Consider the following 15,418-nt stretch of genomic DNA (forward strand, 5'->3'; position numbering starts at 1 on the left):
CGCAGGACCCGCCCGTCAGCCCGCCGCGATCTCCGCGACGACGGCGCCCGTCACCCGCACGAGGTCGGCGGGCGCGATCTCCACATCCAGGCCGCGTTGCCCGCCGGAGACGTACATGAGCTCCGCGTCGAGAGCGGAGGAGTCCAGGACGACGGGGTGGGGCCGGCGCTGGCCCAGGGGCGAGACGCCACCCCGCACGTAGCCGGTCCGGCGTTCGACGACGGCCAGATCGGCCAGGGCGAGCCGCTTGACGCCCAGCACCGCGGCGGCGGCCCGCAGGTCCAGCTGACCGGACACGGGCACCACGCACGCCGCGAGCGCACCGTCGGGGTCCGCCACCATCAGCGTCTTGAACAGTCGGTCGGCGGGCACGCTGAGCGCCCGGGCGACCTGGACGCCGAACCGCTCGCCGCCGGCGTCGAGGGCCACGTCGAAGGTGTGCAGCCGGTACGGGACCCCGGCGGCCTCGAGAGCGGCGACGGCCGGCGTGGCCGCCCCGTGCCGGGCGCCGCGATCCTTCTTGCGCTGGCCCACGGCGGACTCAGGCGATCCCGGCCTGCTCGCGGACGTTGCGCTTGATGCGGCCGAGCATGGCGGACATGCCGCGCAGGCGCAGGGGGGTGAGGGCCTTGGCCAGGCCGAGGCGGGTGGGGATGTCCTCGGGCACGTCCACGACCTCGAGGGCGCTCAGCCCGTCCAGGCCCTGGGTGAGCACGGAGGCGAAGCCGCGCGTGGTGGGCGCCTCCGGGGGAGCGGTGATGAAGAGGCGGACCGGGGCCTGCGGGCCGGGCTCACCCTCGAGTTCGACGGCCAGGAACAGCGGGGTCTGACACTCCACGACCTGCTCCATCTCGGCCTCGTGGCCGTCGTAGCGCTCCGGCAGCGCCGGCAGCTCGTCCGAGAACTCCAGCAGCAGCTCGAGCTTCTCGGGATCGGGCACCCCGGCGAAGTCGTCGATGATCTCGGCCAGGGCGGCGGGCACGGCGTGGTTCTCGGTCATGGTGTCCCAGTCTAGTGATCCACGCCGTGCCGGGGGCTCAGCGCGCGGGGGCCTCGCCCGGCTCTTCGCCGACGGCGATCGGCAGGCGCACGGCGTTGCCCCACTCGGTCCAGGAGCCGTCGTAGTTGCGGACGTCCTCGTGGCCGAGCAGGTACTTGAGCACGAACCAGGTGTGGGAGGACCGCTCGCCGATGCGGCAGTAGGCGATCACGTCGTCGCCCTCCTGCAGCCCGGCGCCGGCGCGATAGACCTGCTCCAGCTCGGCGCGGGACTTGAAGGTGCCGTCCTCGTTGGCCGCGGACGCCCACGGCACGGACGCCGCCGTGGGGATGTGGCCGCCGCGCAGGGTGCCCTCCTGCGGGTAGCCGGCCATGTGCGTGGTCTCGCCCGTGTACTCGGGACGGGAGCGGACGTCGATCAGCGGGGTGGTCCCGATGGCCTGCAGGACGTCCTCGCGGGCGGCGCGCTCGGTGTGGTCGTCGCGCTCGATCACCGGGTACTCGGCGCGGGCCACGGTCGGGACCTCGCGGGTGGTCTCGCGTCCCTCCGCGATCCACTTGTCACGGCCGCCGTCCATCAGGCGCAGGTCCTCATGGCCGTAGAGGGTGAACACCCACAGGGCGTAGGCGGCCCACCAGTTGGACTTGTCGCCGTAGAACACCACGGTGGTGTCCCGGGAGATCCCCTTGGAGGCGGCGAACTCGGCGAAGGCCTCGGGGCCGACGAAGTCGCGGGTGACGGGGTCGTTGAGCTCGGTGTGCCAGTCGACGCGCTGGGCGCCGGGGATGTGGCCGGTGGAGTAGAGGAGAGCGTCCTCGTTGGACTCGAGGACCACGACGTCCTCGTCGCCGACATGGTCGGCGACCCACTGCGTGGACACCAGCTTCTCGGGGTGGGCGTACTCGGAGAACTTCGCGGCGGTATCGGTCATGGCACTGCCTTCCTTCGCGTCGGGCGGGCCCGCACGGGCCCGGGGCGGGCGGCACGACGACGGCGGGTTCCGTGTCCGTGCCCTGCACGCCAGATTACGGCACATCGGTGTCACCTAAGAGGGTAGGGGCCCCTCAGTCCGGGACACGCGAGGTCACATGGGTCGGGTCCGCGGCCCGATAGCATGGCCCGGAATCCCCGTCGTCGACCCTGGGAGTGTCCCGTGGCTCAGATCGTCCACCTCGCCGACCGTTCGCCGCAGGTCACCCCGGACCAGCTGCTGGCCGGCTTCCACCCGTCGTACCGCTTCGGCACGGTGTCCTTCGACACCTACATCCCGGACCCCGCGCACCCCACGCAGGCACAGGCCGTGGAGCGGCTGCGCCGGTTCGCGGCAGACCTCGGCCGGGGCGGCTCGGGCGGCGGGTTCCTCGGCGGCCTGTTCGGCGGAAAGAAGCGGGCGGCAGGGCCGGCCGGCATCTACCTCGACGGCGGCTTCGGTGTAGGCAAGACCCACCTGCTGGCCTCGACGTGGCACGCGGCCCCCGGACCCAAGGCGTTCGGCACGTTCGTGGAGTACACCAACCTCGTGGGCGCCCTGTCCTTCCGCAAGGCGGTGGACGAGCTCAAGGAGTACACCCTCGTGTGCATCGACGAGTTCGAGCTCGACGACCCGGGGGACACCGTGCTGATGTCCCGCCTCATGCGCGAGCTGGCCGACGCCGGCGTGCGCCTGGTGGCGACCTCCAACACCCTGCCGGGCTCGCTCGGCGAGGGGCGCTTCGCGGCGCAGGACTTCAAGCGCGAGATCCAGGTCCTGGCCGACCAGTTCGAGGTCATCCGCGTGGACGGCGAGGACTACCGCCACCGCGGCCTCTCCGCCGCCCCGTCGCCGCTGGACGACGCCGCCGTCGAGGCCACCGCCCAGGAGAACTTCCCCGACGCGGGCGTGCTCGCCGTGGACGACTTCGCGGACCTCACCGCGATGCTCTCCCGCGTGCATCCCTCCCGCTACCGCGAGCTCGTCAAGGACGTGGACGTGCTCGCCCTCCACGACGTGCACACCATCACGGAGCAGGCCACGGCCCTGCGCTTCGTGGTGTTCGCGGATCGCCTGTACGACAAGGACGTGCCCGTCCTCGCCTCCGGTGTGCCCTTCGACGCCCTGTTCACGCAGGAGATGATGCACGGCGGGTACATGAAGAAGTACTTCCGCACGGTCTCCCGTATGACGGCGCTCGTGCGCGAGGGCCAGACGGGCGTCGCCGAGCACAAGTGAGCCGGCCTGGTCGCCACCCGGGGCCGGGCGGGACGTGACGTGACGTCCTGCCCGGCCCCTCGTCGCCGAGGCGGGCCTCGCCCGGGCGGATGCGGGCCGCCGGACACGACGAAGGCCCCTCCCGAGGGGAGGGGCCTTCAGATCGGAGCGGATGACGAGATTCGAACTCGCGACCTCCACCTTGGCAAGGTGGCGCTCTAGCCAACTGAGCTACATCCGCCTGAGTCGATCCTCACGGATCGTCTCCGTGCGCGATACTGGGTTCGAACCAGTGACCTCTTCCGTGTCAGGGAAGCGCGCTACCGCTGCGCCAATCGCGCTCGTCCACCTCCGAAGAGGTGGTGAACATGCCGCCACTCCCGGTCGGAGAAGCCTGCGAGGTCGGGACGGGATTCGAACCCGCGTATACGGCTTTGCAGGCCGCTGCCTCGCCTCTCGGCCACCCGACCAGGGGTGAAGGTTGAGCGAGCGGATGACGAGATTCGAACTCGCGACCTCCACCTTGGCAAGGTGGCGCTCTAGCCAACTGAGCTACATCCGCGTGTCGGTGCCGCCGGGATCCGCTCGTCCGAGCCGCTCACCTGCGTTTTCCAACGAGAAAGAACTCTAGGCCATCTCCGCCCGGATGCAAAATCGGCGTCGGCAGGCGTGTCGGGCCACCCCGTCGGGGGTCCGCGGACCCTGCCAGAATGGCTGACCATGACCCAGCCACGCCTCGCGCATCAGACCCCCCACGGACGCATGTACGCGCGCTCCCTCTCGGGCCTGCCCGAGGTCCCGTCCATCACCACCGTGATCGGCATGGAGAAGACGGACCTGGACGGCTGGGTCGGGTGGATGGCGGCCCAGTCCGTGACCCAGGATCCGCGCCTGGCGGAATCCGTGGGCTCCGCGGCGCGCCTGAAGCAGGTGGCCCGCCAGTCCGCCGACGCCGCCGCCCGCTACCGGGACGCCGCGGCCGAGCGCGGGGACCGCGTGCACGACTACGCCGAGCAGGTGGCCCAGCGCGCCCTCGGCCGCCCCCACACCATGGCGGAGGCCCGGGCCCGGCTGATCGAGCACGGCGAGGGCGCCTACGCGGACCGCTTCGACGAGTGGTGGGACCTCTACGACGTCCGGCCGATCGCGGCCGAGATCACCGTCTGGAACCACACGGTGGGCTACGCGGGCACGCTGGACCTCGTCGCCCGAATCGGCGGCCGGCTGTGCCTGATCGACTACAAGACGAAGGGCACGGGGCGGGACGGACGGGTCAAGGCGCTCGACCCCAAGGTGGTCATGCAGTTGACCGCCGGCCTGAAGGCGGAGGAGTCCCTCGTGGATCCCGAGGCCGGCACCTGGGAGGAGTGGCGGCACGGGCAGGCCGAGATGCTGCTCGGCGTCGCCCTGGGGGAGACCGAGGTCGCCGTGCACCAGGCCAACCCGGGCGTGCTGCCCCGCCACTGGCACAAGTTCTGGGCCCTGCGCCAGGTCTGGAAGCACGCGCAGGCCGTGGACGACGCCGGCCCCGCGCTCCGTGTCATCGGCCCGCCTCCGCCGTCGGTCCCGGTGTCGGCGGCCACCGGTCTGCAGGCCGTGCGCGCCGCGGCGTTCGGCGGCGGCTCCCACGCCGCCCCGGCCGTGGCGCCCGACGGGTTGTCGTCGCGCCCGGCGTCTGCCGAGGGCGGCGATAGGGTGACGGCGTGACCGTCCTGCCCGTCCGCACCATCCCCGACCCCGTCCTGCGCACCGCCGCGTCGCCCGTGCCCGCGGGTGCGGACGTGCGCGCCCTCGTGGCGGACATGATCGAGACGATGCACGCCGTCGGGGGCGTGGGCCTGGCCGCGCCCCAGGTGGGCGTGGGTCTGCGGGTCTTCGTGTTCGACGTCGCCGGCGTCGCCGGGCACGTGGTCAATCCCGTGCTCGAGACCGCCGGGCAGGCGCTGCGGGAGCCGGGCGAGGGGTGTCTGTCCGTGCCCGGGCTGCGCTACCACCCGGCGCGCGCCGCGGAGGCCGTCGTCCGCGGCACCGACGTGGACGGGAACCCGGTGGAGCACCGGGGGACCGGCCTGCTCGCCCGCTGCCTCCAGCACGAGACCGACCACCTCGACGGGATCCTCTACGTCGACCGCCTCGACGGCGAGGAACGCCGTGAGGCCCGCCGCCGCATGCGCGCCGGCGAGGTGGACCGCGCCGCTCGCCGCATCGGGGCCGCGCGCGCGGCCGCCGTCAGCTCGGTCTTCGGCGCCCCCGGCGCCCCCGCCGCCGGAACAGGAGCCGCCCGATGACCGCCCCGACGCCCCTGCGCGTGCTCTACGCCGGCACGCCCGAGACCGCCGTGCCCGTGCTGCGCGCCCTGCTCGACTCACCCCACGAGGTCGTCGGCGTGCTCACCCGGCCGGACGCCCCGGTCGGGCGCCGGCGGGTGCTGACCCCGTCGCCGGTCGCGGTCGTGGCCGAGGAGGCCCGCCTGCCCGTGCTCAAGGCCGACCGACTCCGCGGACCCGAGGGCGCCGATGCCCTCCAGGCGATCCGCGCCCTCGAGGCGGACGTGGCCGTCGTCGTCGCCTACGGGGCGCTCGTGCCCGCCGAGGCCCTGCAGACCCCCCGCCACGGCTGGCTCAACCTGCACTTCTCCGCGCTGCCGGCCTACCGCGGCGCCGCCCCCGTCCAGCGCGCCGTGATGGCAGGGGAGACCGAGATCGCCGCCGACGTGTTCCAGCTCGAAGAGGGCCTGGACACCGGACCCGTCTTCGCCCGACTCACCCGCCCCGTCGCGGCCGACGAGACCGCCGGGACCGTGCTCACCGACCTCGCCGAGCGCGGCGGCCCGCTCGTGATCGACGTGCTCGACCGCCTGGCGGACGGCACCGCGACGGCCACGCCCCAGCGCGGCGAACCCACCCACGCGCCGAAGCTCACGGCCGCAGACGGCCTGGTGGACCCCGCCCGCCCGGCGGCCGAGGTGGCCGCCCGGATCAACGGCGTCACCCCCGAGCCCGGCGCCTGGGGCTGGCTGACCGCGGACGACGGCGCCGCCCCGGCCCGTTTCAAGCTCGACGGCGTCGCCCCGGTCCGCGCCGGCGACGACGGCTGGCCCTCCGTACTCGACGCCGCGGTTCCCGGGCAGATCCTGGTGGCCGCGAAGGCCGCCTGGCTGCGCACGGCCGGCGGGGCCGTCCGGCTCTCCCGCGTCCAGCCGGCGGGCAGGAAGCTGATGCCGGCCGCCGACTGGGCGCGCGGCGCCGCCGCCGGGGCCGCGCTGCTGGCCGGGGAGGCGCTCGCCCACCACGAAGAACAGGCCCGACGGGACGCCGCCGCCCGGGCCGCGGCACGCCAGGCCGCGCGGAACGCCACGGAACAGGACGAGGAGGCACGCGCATGAGCCGCGAAGGACAGGCAGGACAGGGCCGGGGCGAGCGAGGGGCCCGCGGGGAACGCGGCCGCGCACCCCGGCCGGACCCCCAGGACCGCCGCGACGCGCAGGGGCGCACCCGCAACCGGGGTCGCTCCGGCGCCGGACGGAAGTACTCGGCGCAGGCGCCGTCGCAGCGCTCCCGCACCGCCGACCCGGCGCGCCGCGTCGCGTTCGGGGTGGTCCGCTCCGTCCACGCCGAGGACGCGTACGCGAACCTGGTCCTCCCGGCGCGCATCCGCCAGGCCCGCCTCGACCGGCGCGACGCCGGCTTCGCCACCGAACTCGCCTACGGCACCCTGCGCGGGCTCGGCCTGTACGACGCGATCCTGACCCGCTGCGTGGACCGCCCGCTCGAGCAGATCGACCCACCCGTGCTCGACGCCCTGCGGCTCGGCGCCCACCAGCTGCTGGGCATGCGCGTGCCCGCCCACGCCGCCCTCGACGCCACCGTCTCCCTCGTGCGCGCCGAGATCGGGGCCGGCGCCTCCGGGTTCGTGAACGCGGTGCTGCGTCGGGTCGCGGAACGCCCCCTCGAGGAGTGGCTGGCCGACGTCGCCCCCGCCGACGGTGGCGACGCCGCCCTGGCCGTCCGCGCCTCGCACCCGGTGTGGATCGTCCGCGCGCTGCGCCAGGCCCTGGCCGCCCACCGCGGCACCCGCCACATCGCCGACCGCGACGCCGAGCTGGCCGCCCTGCTCGAGGCGGACAACGCCCCGCCCGTGGTCAACCTCGTCGCCCTGCCCGTGGCCGGCGGGGCCGAGGCGCTCGCCGCGGCCCTCGACGACGGCGCCGAACCCGGGCCGCTGGCCCCGGACTCCGCCCTGCACTCCGGCGGCGACGCCGGCCGCCTGCCCGGGGTGCGCGAGGGCGTGCTCCGCGTCCAGGACGCCGGCTCCCAGCTCACCGCCCGCGCCCTGGCCCAGGCGCCCGTCCCCGCGGCCGAAGGGCGCGCCGAGCGCTGGCTCGACCTGTGCGCCGGCCCCGGCGGCAAGGCGGCCCTGCTGGCCGCCCTCGCCGCCGAGCGGGGTGCGACGCTCGTGGCCAACGAGGTCGCCCCGCACCGCGCCGACCTCGTCCGGCAGGCACTCGCCGCCGTGCCCGCCGACGCCTGGACCGTCCGGACCGGGGACGGCCGCACGATCGCCGACGCCCCCGAGGCGGCCCCGGCGTTCGACCGCGTCCTCGTGGACGCCCCCTGCACCGGCCTCGGGGCGCTGCGCCGCCGACCCGAGTCACGCTGGCGCCGCACCCCGGCCGACCTCGCCGAGCTCACCGGCCTGCAGGCCGAGCTGCTCGACGCGGCGGTCTCCGTCCTCGCCCCCGGCGGCGTGCTCGCCTACGTGACCTGCTCCCCGCACGTCGCGGAGACCGTCGTCCAGGTCCAGGACCTCGTGCGCCGCCACCCCGAGCTGGAGCTGCTCGACGCCCGCACCGCCCTCGACACCGTCGCGCTCGACGACCTGCGCCTGGACGAGGCAGAACCCGCCGGCGCGCCGAAGCCGGGAGACGTGGTCGCCCGCACGGCCCAGCTCTGGCCGCACCGGCACGGCACCGACGCCATGTTCCTGGCCCTGCTGCGCGCCCCCGGCGCCTGACCGAGAGGACCCGACCATGACTGCCCGCCCCCCGCGCCTGCACCCCTCGATCCTGTCCGCGGACTTCGCCCGCCTCGCCGACGACCTGGCCCGCATCCCCAGCGCGGACGCGGTGCACGTGGACGTCATGGACAACCACTTCGTCCCGAACCTCACCCTCGGCCTGCCCGTGGTCGAGGCGATCCGACGCGCCACGGACCTGCCGCTGGACCTCCACCTGATGATCGAGGACGCCGACCGCTGGGCGCCCGGCTACGCGGAGGCGGGGGCCGAGTCCGTCACCTTCCACGCCGAGGCCTCGGCGGCGCCCGTCCGACTGGCCCGCGAGCTGCGCGCGGCCGGAGCGAAGGCCGGCATGGCGCTGCGGCCGGCGACCGCGGTCGAGCCCTACCTGGACATGCTCCCGGAGCTGGACATGCTCCTGCTGATGACCGTGGAGCCCGGCTTCGGGGGGCAGGCGTTCCTCGACGTCGTGCTGCCGAAGATCCGCCGGGCCCGCCGCGCCCTCGACGGCGGGCCCGCCCCGCTGGCCCTCCAGGTCGACGGCGGCGTGAACCGCGAGACCATCGAACGCGCGGCCGAGGCCGGGGCCGACGTGTTCGTGGCCGGCTCCGCGGTGTTCGGCGCCGAGGACCCCGACGCCGCGCTCGCCGGCCTGCGCACCGCCGCCGCCCGCGCCTGCCACTGAGCCCGGCGACGCCGTCGCCCGCCCGCCGCGCCGGACGTCGCCCGGCGTCGTCCGGCGACGTCCGGCATGCGCGGCCGGCCGGGCGTGCGATACTGCTGGACAGCAACGTGCTCCGAGATGCGGTGGAAGTCCGCACCGGCGGTGACAGCCCGCTAACCGCGCGGCCCGTCCTCATCCGAGGCGGTGCCGAGCGGCCTGACCGGTGGAATTCCGGTGCCGACCGTACAGTCGGGATGGGAGAGGCACGCGGCGGAGCCGTTCCGCGCCCTGCGCGGGAGGGCTGCGGAGCGCACCCCTCGGAGTCCCGATCCGAGGAGGTGGCGTCACGGTCATGGACTGGCTGGTGGACGCGTTCAACTGGACCATCCCGGTCGCCGGCGGCGGCCTGCTCATGCGCGAGGTGCTGGGCAACGTCTTCGGCCTCGCCTCCGCCCTGGGCGGCATGGCGCGCAGGGTCTGGGCCTGGCCCGTGGGCATCCTCGGCAACCTCATCCTCCTGACGGTCTTCCTCGCCTCCCTGTTCACGGGGGCCGATCACGCCACCCTGCTCGGCCAGGCCGGCCGACAGGTCATGTTCATCGCCGTCTCCGTCTACGGCTGGGCGCGCTGGCGTCAGGCCCGCCGGGGCCACGCCGAGGACGCTCCCGCCATCACCCCGGAGTGGGCCGGCTGGCGCGGGCGCGTGTTCCTCGTGACGGCCATGGCGGTCGGCACCGTCGCCCTCACCCCCGTGTTCCGCGCGCTGGGTTCGTGGGAGCCGGTGTGGGCGGACGCCTGGACGTTCGTGGGATCGCTGCTGGCGACCTACGGCATGGCGCGCGGCTGGGTGGAGTTCTGGCTGATCTGGGTGGCCGTGGACGTCGTCGGCGTGCCCCTGCTGTGGAGCACCGGCTACTACGCCTCGGCCGTCATGTACGCCTTCTACGGCGCCTTCACCCTGATCGGCTTCTTCGTGTGGCTGCGCGCCACAGACCGGGACAAGCCCGCCGTGGAGACGCTGCTGCCGGACGGCCCCGAGGGGGACGTCGCCCGATGAACGCCGCCGAGACCCCGTCCGCCGACCCCATGGACCTCGCCGTCGGCGCCGCGCTGCGCGGCGTGCGCGGCGCCAACCCCCTCGTCGGGGCCGTCCTGACCGACGCGGCCGGCCGCATCCTGGCCGTCGGGCACCACCGCGGACGGGGGACCGCCCACGCCGAGGTCGACGCCCTGACCCGCTGGCGGGCCGCCCGCGCCGCGGATCCGGCCCTGGCCACCCTCGACCCCGCCGGCCTGACGCTGCACGTCACCCTCGAGCCCTGTGACCACACCGGCAGCACCGGCCCCTGCTCGCAGGCCGTCCTGGACGCGGGGATCGGCGCACTGCGCTACGCCGTCGCGGACCCCACCGGTCACGACGGCGGCGGCGCGGCCCGCCTCGCCGCGCACGGGGTGCACGTCACCGGCCCCACCGGCGAGGCGGCCGCCCTCACGCTCACCGCCCGCTGGCGCGAGGTCCGCGACGCGGGCCGCCCGTGGGTGACCGGACACCTCGCCCAGTCCCTCGACGGCCACGCCGCGGCCGCCGACGGCACGAGCCAGTGGATCACCGGCCCGGACTCCCGCGTCCACGCCCACGAGGTGCGCTCCCGCGTCGACGCCATCGTCGTCGGCACGGGGACCGTCCTGGCCGACGACCCCCGCCTCACCGCCCGTGACGCCGCCGGCGCCGAACTCGCGCACCAGCCCGTGCCCGTCGTCCAGGGTCACCGGCCCGTGCCCGACGGCGCCGCCCTGCGCACCCACCCGGTCCTGCTGCACGTGCCGGACCACGATCCGCACGCCGTCCTCGCCGCGCTCGCCGCCCATCCCGGGCCCTGGCCCCACGGCCGCCGTGCCGAGCACGTGCTCATCGAGGGCGGGCCCCGCGTGCTCGGCGCGTGGCTGCGCGCCGGCCTCGTGGACGAGCTCATGGTCTACACCGCGCCCCTGCTGCTCGGCCCGGGCCGCGCCGCCGTCGCCGGCCTGGACGTCGCCACGCTGTCCGAGGGACCGCGCTGGCATCCCGACCCCGCGGAGGGCGGCCCCGCCCGTGCCCTCGGCGTCGACGTCTGGACCCACCTGAGCCCGGTGCCGGCCCCGCGCCTGCCCACCGCCCCCGCCCCGACCCGTTTCCAGGAGGACTGAGTGTTCACCGGCATCGTCACCCATCTCGGCACCGTCGTCGCCCTCGAGCACGACGCGGCCGCCGACACCGCCCTGCTGACCCTCGACGCCGGCGGCGCCCTCGACGGGCTGCCCGCCGGCGGCTCGCTCGCCGTCGACGGCGTGTGCCTCACGGCCCTCGACGGACCCACGGAGCGCCCCGGCGTGTTCCGTGCAGACCTCATGGGCCAGACGCTGCGGATGACCAGCCTCGGCGACCGCGCCCCGGGGGACCGGGTCAACCTCGAGCGCTGCCTGCGCCCCACCGACCACCTGGACGGGCACGTGGTCCAGGGCCACGTGGACGGGACCGGCGAGGTCCTCGCGGTCACCCCGCACGGGGCCTGGACCACCCTGCGCATCGGCCTGCCCGCCCGCCTGGCCCGCTACGTCCCCGCGCAGGGGGCCATCGCCCTGCAGGGCGTCTCCCTCACCGTCACCGCCGTCTCCGACCCGGGCGCGGCCGCGCACTGGTTCGAGGTCGGCATCATCCCGGCCACACTCGAGGCCACCACCCTGGGCGCCCTGCGGCCGGGCGACCGCGTCAACCTCGAGACCGACGTGCTCGCCCGGTACGCCGAGCGCCTCGCGCTCATCCCCTCCGCCCCCGCCGCACCCACCGAGGAGGCCCGCCCGTGAGCGAGCACATCCGTCTGGACCCCGTCCCCGTGGCGATCGCCGCGATCGCCGCCGGCCGGCCCGTCGTCGTCGTGGACGACGCCGACCGCGAGAACGAGGGCGACCTGATCTACGCGGCCGCCCTGGCCACGGACGAGGTCACCGCCTTCACCGTCCGCCACACCTCGGGCGTCATCTGCGCGCCCCTGCCGGCCGGCCTGGCCGACCGCCTGGCCCTGCCGCCCATGACCACCGTCAACGAGGACCCCAAGGGCACCGCCTACACCGTGAGCGTGGATGCCGCCGCCGGCGTCACCACCGGCATCTCCGCCGCCGACCGCACCCGCACCCTCCGCCTGCTCGCCGACCCCGGTGCCGCCCCCGGCGACCTGACCCGGCCCGGTCATGTGTTCCCCCTGCGCGCCGTCCCCGGCGGCGTCCGGGCCCGCCGCGGCCACACCGAGGCCGGCGTCGAGCTGTGCCGCCTGGCCGGCGTCGCGCCCGTGGCCGCCATCGCCGAGCTCGTCCACGACGACGGCACCATGATGCGCCTGCCCGCCCTGCGGGAGTTCTCGGACGAGCACGGCCTCGTGCTGATCTCCATCGAGGACCTCGTGGCCCACCTGGAGGAGACGACGCCGGCCCTGACCGCCGTCCCCGCCGAGGCCACCCTGCCGACCCGGCACGGCCTGTTCCGCGTGAGCGTGCACGTGGACGCCGAGACCGGGGCCGAGCACCTGCTGCTCGTGGCGGGGGAGACCGACTCGGAGCGTCCCCTCACCGTCCGCGTGCACTCGGAGTGCCTCACCGGCGACGTCCTCGGCTCCCTGCGCTGCGACTGCGGCCCCCAGCTCGAGGACGCCCTCGCCCGCGCGGCGGCCGAGGGCGGCGCCGTCCTCTACCTCCGGGGCCACGAAGGACGCGGCATCGGCCTGGCCAACAAGATCCGCGCCTACCGGCTCCAGGAGGAGGGGATGGACACCGTCGAGGCCAACCTCGCCCTCGGTCTGCCCGCCGAGGCGCGCGACTGGGCCGGGGCCGCCGCCGTCCTCACGGCCGCCGGCCATCGGCGCATCCGCCTCGTCACCAACAACCCCGCGAAGGTCGCGGGGCTGCGGGCGGCCGGCATCGACGTCGTCGAGCGTGTCCCGGCCCCCACGCCTGTCACCGAGCACAACGTGGTCTACCTGCGCACCAAGCGGGACCGCATGGCCCACGCCCTGGCGGACCGCGTGCTCGAACCGCCGACGGCCACCGGCGGCCCCGCCACGCCGGCCGATGACCCGACCACCGACCCGACCCACCCCACCCACCAGGAGGACACCCCATGAGCGGCGCCGGAGCCCCGACCTTCACCCCCGACCCCGCCGCTGCGAGCGGCCTGAACGTGGCGATCGTCGCCGCCCAGTGGCACACGGAGATCATGGACGGGCTGATCGCCGGGGCGCAGGCCGCCGCGGCCGACCTGGGCCTGGAGCCCGTGCTCGTGCGCGTGCCCGGCACCGTCGAGCTCACCGTCGCTGCGGCGCGGCTGGCGGAGCGCTTCGACGTCGTCGTGGTCCTCGGCGTCGTGGTGCGCGGGGACACCCCGCACTTCGACTACGTGTGCCAGTCCGTGACCCAGGGCGTGACGGAGGTCTCGGTGCGCACCGGCGTTCCCGTGGGCTTCGGCGTGCTCACCGTGGACACCGAGCAGCAGGCCCGCGACCGGGCGGGCCTGCCCGGATCCCGCGAGGACAAGGGCCGCGAGGCCCTCGAGGCGGCGGTGCTCACCGAGCTCGCGCTGCGCTCGGTCACGCCGCGGGACTGAGGGCGGCCGGGCGGGGGGCGGCCTGCTGGGTCGGCTGCTCTTGATGTGGCCCTGTCCCCGGGGCTGGCGGCGTGAGCGCAGGCCGGTCAGCCGGGCCCGTCCGGAACGCCGGCGGCCACGCGCCGTCATGGATGGGCTCATCAGGGCCTCCCCGTCGCGGGGGACCCGACGATAGAGGCGGAGACGCGAAGCCCCCGCCCTTCGTCTCGCTCGCGGCATCCACAGCTCGTCGTCCACTGCCCCGACCGTCAGGGCGGGCCGTTGACCCCCAACGCGTTCACCGCCGCAGACGGGTGATCTATGCGGCCCGCCCCGCCTCGGACGACTGCGTCGGGGTGCACGGAGCCTGCCGCAGCGTGGCCGCGTTCAAACAGTCCATGGCCCTGCTGGGAGCTGCGCGAGACCGGGCTGCTGCTCACCCCCCTGGTGCCGGCCCGCTCCATCGTCCCCGGTGCACGTCTGGCCTGCGACTGGCTGGGCCACTATGAGAAGCGCGAACCCGTCGCCTCCGCCTACGCCGACCTGGCCGGCCTCATCTTCGAAAGGATCACCGCATGAACGAGAAGCAGCTTGAGCCCGACCTGAGTCTGCGAGCACAGCGACGCAAGCCCACCCCGGCCCCCCAGACCCAGGCTCCCGGAGCGGTGATCCCCGCAGAACCGGCAACGACCTCGGACCCGGCCGGTGGGTATGCGCCCCTGGCGCGGCGTGGGGCGCCGACCGTGGCCCTGAACGTGCGAGTGCCCGAAGCGATCCGCGACGCGGTGCGTCGAGAGGCCGCCACGAACCCGGCAACGCCCAGCCAGGCCGCGGTCATCGAAGCCCTAGGGCATGTCTGACAATCGTTTGGACCATGCGATCACAGCATTCAGGACCACAGCGGCCCTGTAGATGATCGCGTACTTGTCATACCGGGTCGCCAGACCCCGCCACGGCTTCAGGTGAGCGTACTGACGCTCGATGACATTGCGGCCCTTGTAGGCGTCCGCGTCGAGGCCAATGGGGCGCCCGCCGCGGGCACCGCGCCGTCTGCGGTGGCCCTGCTGGTCGGCCGGTTCGGGGATGACCGCTTTGATCCCACGGGCACGTAGGTGGGTGCGGATCGCCCGGGAGGAGTACGCCTTATCGCCCAGCACGGCCTCGGGGCGGGTCCGGGGCCGCCCTACTGGCCGGGTCACGCGCAGCTGCTCCAGAAGAGGAAGCAGCATCGGGGAGTCCCCTGCCTGGCCGGGGGTGATCAGGCTGACCAGCGGCAGCCCGGTCCCATCGACGAGCTGATGGATCTTCGTGCTCAGCCCGCCACGGGAGCGCCCGATGCCGTGATCGGCCGGCTCCTCACGCGGATTCTTGTAGTTCGATCCATCCCCCTGTGTGGCGGGTGATGTTCGTCGCGTGCTGGTGGGCGCGGGCGATCGTGGAGTCCACCGAGACCGACCAATCGATCAGGCCTTCGGCGTCAGCGGCGGCGGTCAGCGTGGCCAGCACCGTGTCCCAGGTGCCTTTTTCGGCCAAGCCCCGATGCCAGGTCCACACGGTCTGCCAGGGCCCGTAGACCTCGGGCAGATCCCTCCAAGCGATTCCGCACCGGTACCGGTAGATGATCGCCTCCACCATGGCGCGGGCGTCGGCGAACGGCCTGCCGGCGCGGCCGGTCCGGGTCGGGAGCATCGGGGCGATCAACTCCCATTGGGCGTCGGAGAGCATCTGGAACCGAAACATGTCCCCAGGGTCTCAGCTGACTCGTGCATCTATTCTCAGACACGCCCTAGGTCGCGGGCGAGTACCGCCGGGTAGCTCGGGCCCTCGAGGAGTGTCATGAGGATGCGGGAGCGGGTCGGGTCGGCCATCGCCCGGCCCAGCCGGTTCATGGTCAAGCCCCATGAAGTGGTGTAGCGGCTGATTCCTTCGTTGGGGTTG

The 15,418-nt window shown here is 74.8% G+C and carries 16 protein-coding genes, 4 tRNA genes, 1 pseudogene and 1 riboswitch; of the genes and pseudogenes, 12 read left to right on the plus strand and 9 right to left on the minus strand.

Going from position 1 to position 15,418, the window contains the following annotated elements:
- Window positions 1-15: 15 nt before the first annotated feature.
- From B1A86_RS05235 to B1A86_RS05245, 3 genes are read right to left on the minus strand one after another with little or no spacing between them, the layout of a single operon-like run.
- Window positions 16-534: an aminoacyl-tRNA deacylase gene (locus tag B1A86_RS05235; protein WP_020624762.1), complete on the minus strand. Its 519-nt coding sequence runs from the start codon at window positions 532-534 to the stop codon at window positions 16-18.
- A gap of 7 nt (window positions 535-541) precedes the next feature.
- The gene (locus B1A86_RS05240; protein ID WP_020624761.1) at window positions 542-1,000 is read right to left on the minus strand and encodes a SufE family protein; all 459 of its coding nucleotides are present in this window, start codon (window positions 998-1,000) and stop codon (window positions 542-544) included.
- A gap of 37 nt (window positions 1,001-1,037) precedes the next feature.
- Window positions 1,038-1,931, minus strand: coding sequence for a sulfurtransferase (locus B1A86_RS05245; protein ID WP_078026254.1), 894 nt, complete (start codon window positions 1,929-1,931; stop codon window positions 1,038-1,040).
- Window positions 1,932-2,153: 222 nt separating this feature from the next.
- On the opposite strand from B1A86_RS05245, the gene zapE reads away from it, so the two are divergent.
- On the plus strand, window positions 2,154-3,209 hold the full coding sequence (gene zapE / locus B1A86_RS05250; protein ID WP_078026255.1) for a cell division protein ZapE: 1,056 nt from the start codon (window positions 2,154-2,156) through the stop codon (window positions 3,207-3,209).
- 146 nt (window positions 3,210-3,355) lie between these two features.
- On the opposite strand, the gene B1A86_RS05255 is transcribed toward zapE, so the two are convergent.
- The 4 genes from B1A86_RS05255 to B1A86_RS05270 form a co-directional block, all read right to left on the minus strand.
- Window positions 3,356-3,429, minus strand: a tRNA-Gly gene (locus B1A86_RS05255).
- A gap of 28 nt (window positions 3,430-3,457) precedes the next feature.
- Window positions 3,458-3,529: transfer RNA gene (locus B1A86_RS05260), tRNA-Val, on the minus strand.
- 58 nt (window positions 3,530-3,587) lie between these two features.
- A tRNA-Cys gene (locus B1A86_RS05265) sits at window positions 3,588-3,658 on the minus strand.
- An 18-nt stretch (window positions 3,659-3,676) separates the two neighbouring features.
- Window positions 3,677-3,750 (minus strand) — tRNA-Gly (locus B1A86_RS05270).
- Window positions 3,751-3,908: 158 nt separating this feature from the next.
- Between B1A86_RS05270 and B1A86_RS05275 the strand changes: the two genes are divergently transcribed.
- The 11 genes from B1A86_RS05275 to B1A86_RS05330 all read left to right on the plus strand — a co-directional run bounded on the left by B1A86_RS05275 (window position 3,909) and on the right by B1A86_RS05330 (window position 14,340).
- Window positions 3,909-4,895 carry a cytochrome gene (locus B1A86_RS05275; RefSeq protein WP_078026256.1) on the plus strand — a complete coding sequence of 329 codons (987 nt, stop codon included), beginning with the start codon at window positions 3,909-3,911 and terminating at the stop codon, window positions 4,893-4,895.
- Window positions 4,892-5,476 carry a peptide deformylase gene (gene def, locus B1A86_RS05280; RefSeq protein WP_078026257.1) on the plus strand — a complete coding sequence of 195 codons (585 nt, stop codon included), beginning with the start codon at window positions 4,892-4,894 and terminating at the stop codon, window positions 5,474-5,476. The genes B1A86_RS05275 and def overlap by 4 nt, the downstream gene beginning before the upstream one ends.
- Window positions 5,473-6,573 carry a methionyl-tRNA formyltransferase gene (locus B1A86_RS05285; RefSeq protein ID WP_078026258.1) on the plus strand — a complete coding sequence of 367 codons (1,101 nt, stop codon included), beginning with the start codon at window positions 5,473-5,475 and terminating at the stop codon, window positions 6,571-6,573. The genes def and B1A86_RS05285 overlap by 4 nt, the downstream gene beginning before the upstream one ends.
- A complete protein-coding gene (locus B1A86_RS05290; protein ID WP_078026259.1) occupies window positions 6,570-8,201 on the plus strand; it encodes an RsmB/NOP family class I SAM-dependent RNA methyltransferase in 1,632 nt (543 codons plus the stop codon). The genes B1A86_RS05285 and B1A86_RS05290 overlap by 4 nt, the downstream gene beginning before the upstream one ends.
- Window positions 8,202-8,217: 16 nt before the next feature.
- On the plus strand, window positions 8,218-8,889 hold the full coding sequence (gene rpe / locus B1A86_RS05295; RefSeq protein ID WP_069941987.1) for a ribulose-phosphate 3-epimerase: 672 nt from the start codon (window positions 8,218-8,220) through the stop codon (window positions 8,887-8,889).
- A 104-nt stretch (window positions 8,890-8,993) separates the two neighbouring features.
- Window positions 8,994-9,138, plus strand: a riboswitch (FMN riboswitch).
- 82 nt (window positions 9,139-9,220) lie between these two features.
- Window positions 9,221-9,925 (plus strand): nicotinamide riboside transporter PnuC, encoded by a 705-nt coding sequence (gene pnuC / locus B1A86_RS05300; protein ID WP_004167571.1) that lies wholly within the window; start codon window positions 9,221-9,223, stop codon window positions 9,923-9,925.
- Window positions 9,922-11,055, plus strand: a complete 1,134-nt coding sequence (ribD, locus tag B1A86_RS05305; RefSeq protein WP_138976797.1) for a bifunctional diaminohydroxyphosphoribosylaminopyrimidine deaminase/5-amino-6-(5-phosphoribosylamino)uracil reductase RibD — start codon at window positions 9,922-9,924, stop codon at window positions 11,053-11,055. Before pnuC ends, ribD begins: the two co-directional genes overlap by 4 nt.
- Window positions 11,056-11,712: a riboflavin synthase gene (locus B1A86_RS05310; RefSeq protein ID WP_069941990.1), complete on the plus strand. Its 657-nt coding sequence runs from the start codon at window positions 11,056-11,058 to the stop codon at window positions 11,710-11,712.
- Window positions 11,709-13,022, plus strand: a complete 1,314-nt coding sequence (locus tag B1A86_RS05315) for a bifunctional 3,4-dihydroxy-2-butanone-4-phosphate synthase/GTP cyclohydrolase II (protein ID WP_069941991.1) — start codon at window positions 11,709-11,711, stop codon at window positions 13,020-13,022. Before B1A86_RS05310 ends, B1A86_RS05315 begins: the two co-directional genes overlap by 4 nt.
- Window positions 13,019-13,501 (plus strand): 6,7-dimethyl-8-ribityllumazine synthase, encoded by a 483-nt coding sequence (gene ribH / locus B1A86_RS05320; RefSeq protein WP_020624532.1) that lies wholly within the window; start codon window positions 13,019-13,021, stop codon window positions 13,499-13,501. The genes B1A86_RS05315 and ribH overlap by 4 nt, the downstream gene beginning before the upstream one ends.
- A 554-nt stretch (window positions 13,502-14,055) precedes the next feature.
- Window positions 14,056-14,340 carry a hypothetical protein gene (locus B1A86_RS05330; RefSeq protein WP_078026260.1) on the plus strand — a complete coding sequence of 95 codons (285 nt, stop codon included), beginning with the start codon at window positions 14,056-14,058 and terminating at the stop codon, window positions 14,338-14,340.
- On the opposite strand, the gene B1A86_RS05335 is transcribed toward B1A86_RS05330, so the two are convergent.
- Window positions 14,326-15,220, minus strand: a protein-coding gene (locus B1A86_RS05335; RefSeq protein WP_138976798.1) for an IS5 family transposase whose coding sequence is annotated in 2 segments (ribosomal slippage) — window positions 14,326-14,862 and window positions 14,864-15,220 — 894 coding nt in all. Because the reading frame shifts where the segments join, the coding sequence is not laid out codon by codon here. The two genes, B1A86_RS05330 and B1A86_RS05335, sit on opposite strands and share 15 nt — an antisense overlap.
- A gap of 44 nt (window positions 15,221-15,264) precedes the next feature.
- Window positions 15,265-15,369 (minus strand): annotated as a pseudogene (locus B1A86_RS11725) (ArsR family transcriptional regulator); the annotation flags it as partial.
- Between the last annotated feature and the right edge of the window lie 49 nt (window positions 15,370-15,418).

It is taken from the genome of Micrococcus sp. KBS0714, assembly GCF_002008305.4.
GTDB lineage: Bacteria > Actinomycetota > Actinomycetes > Actinomycetales > Micrococcaceae > Micrococcus > Micrococcus luteus.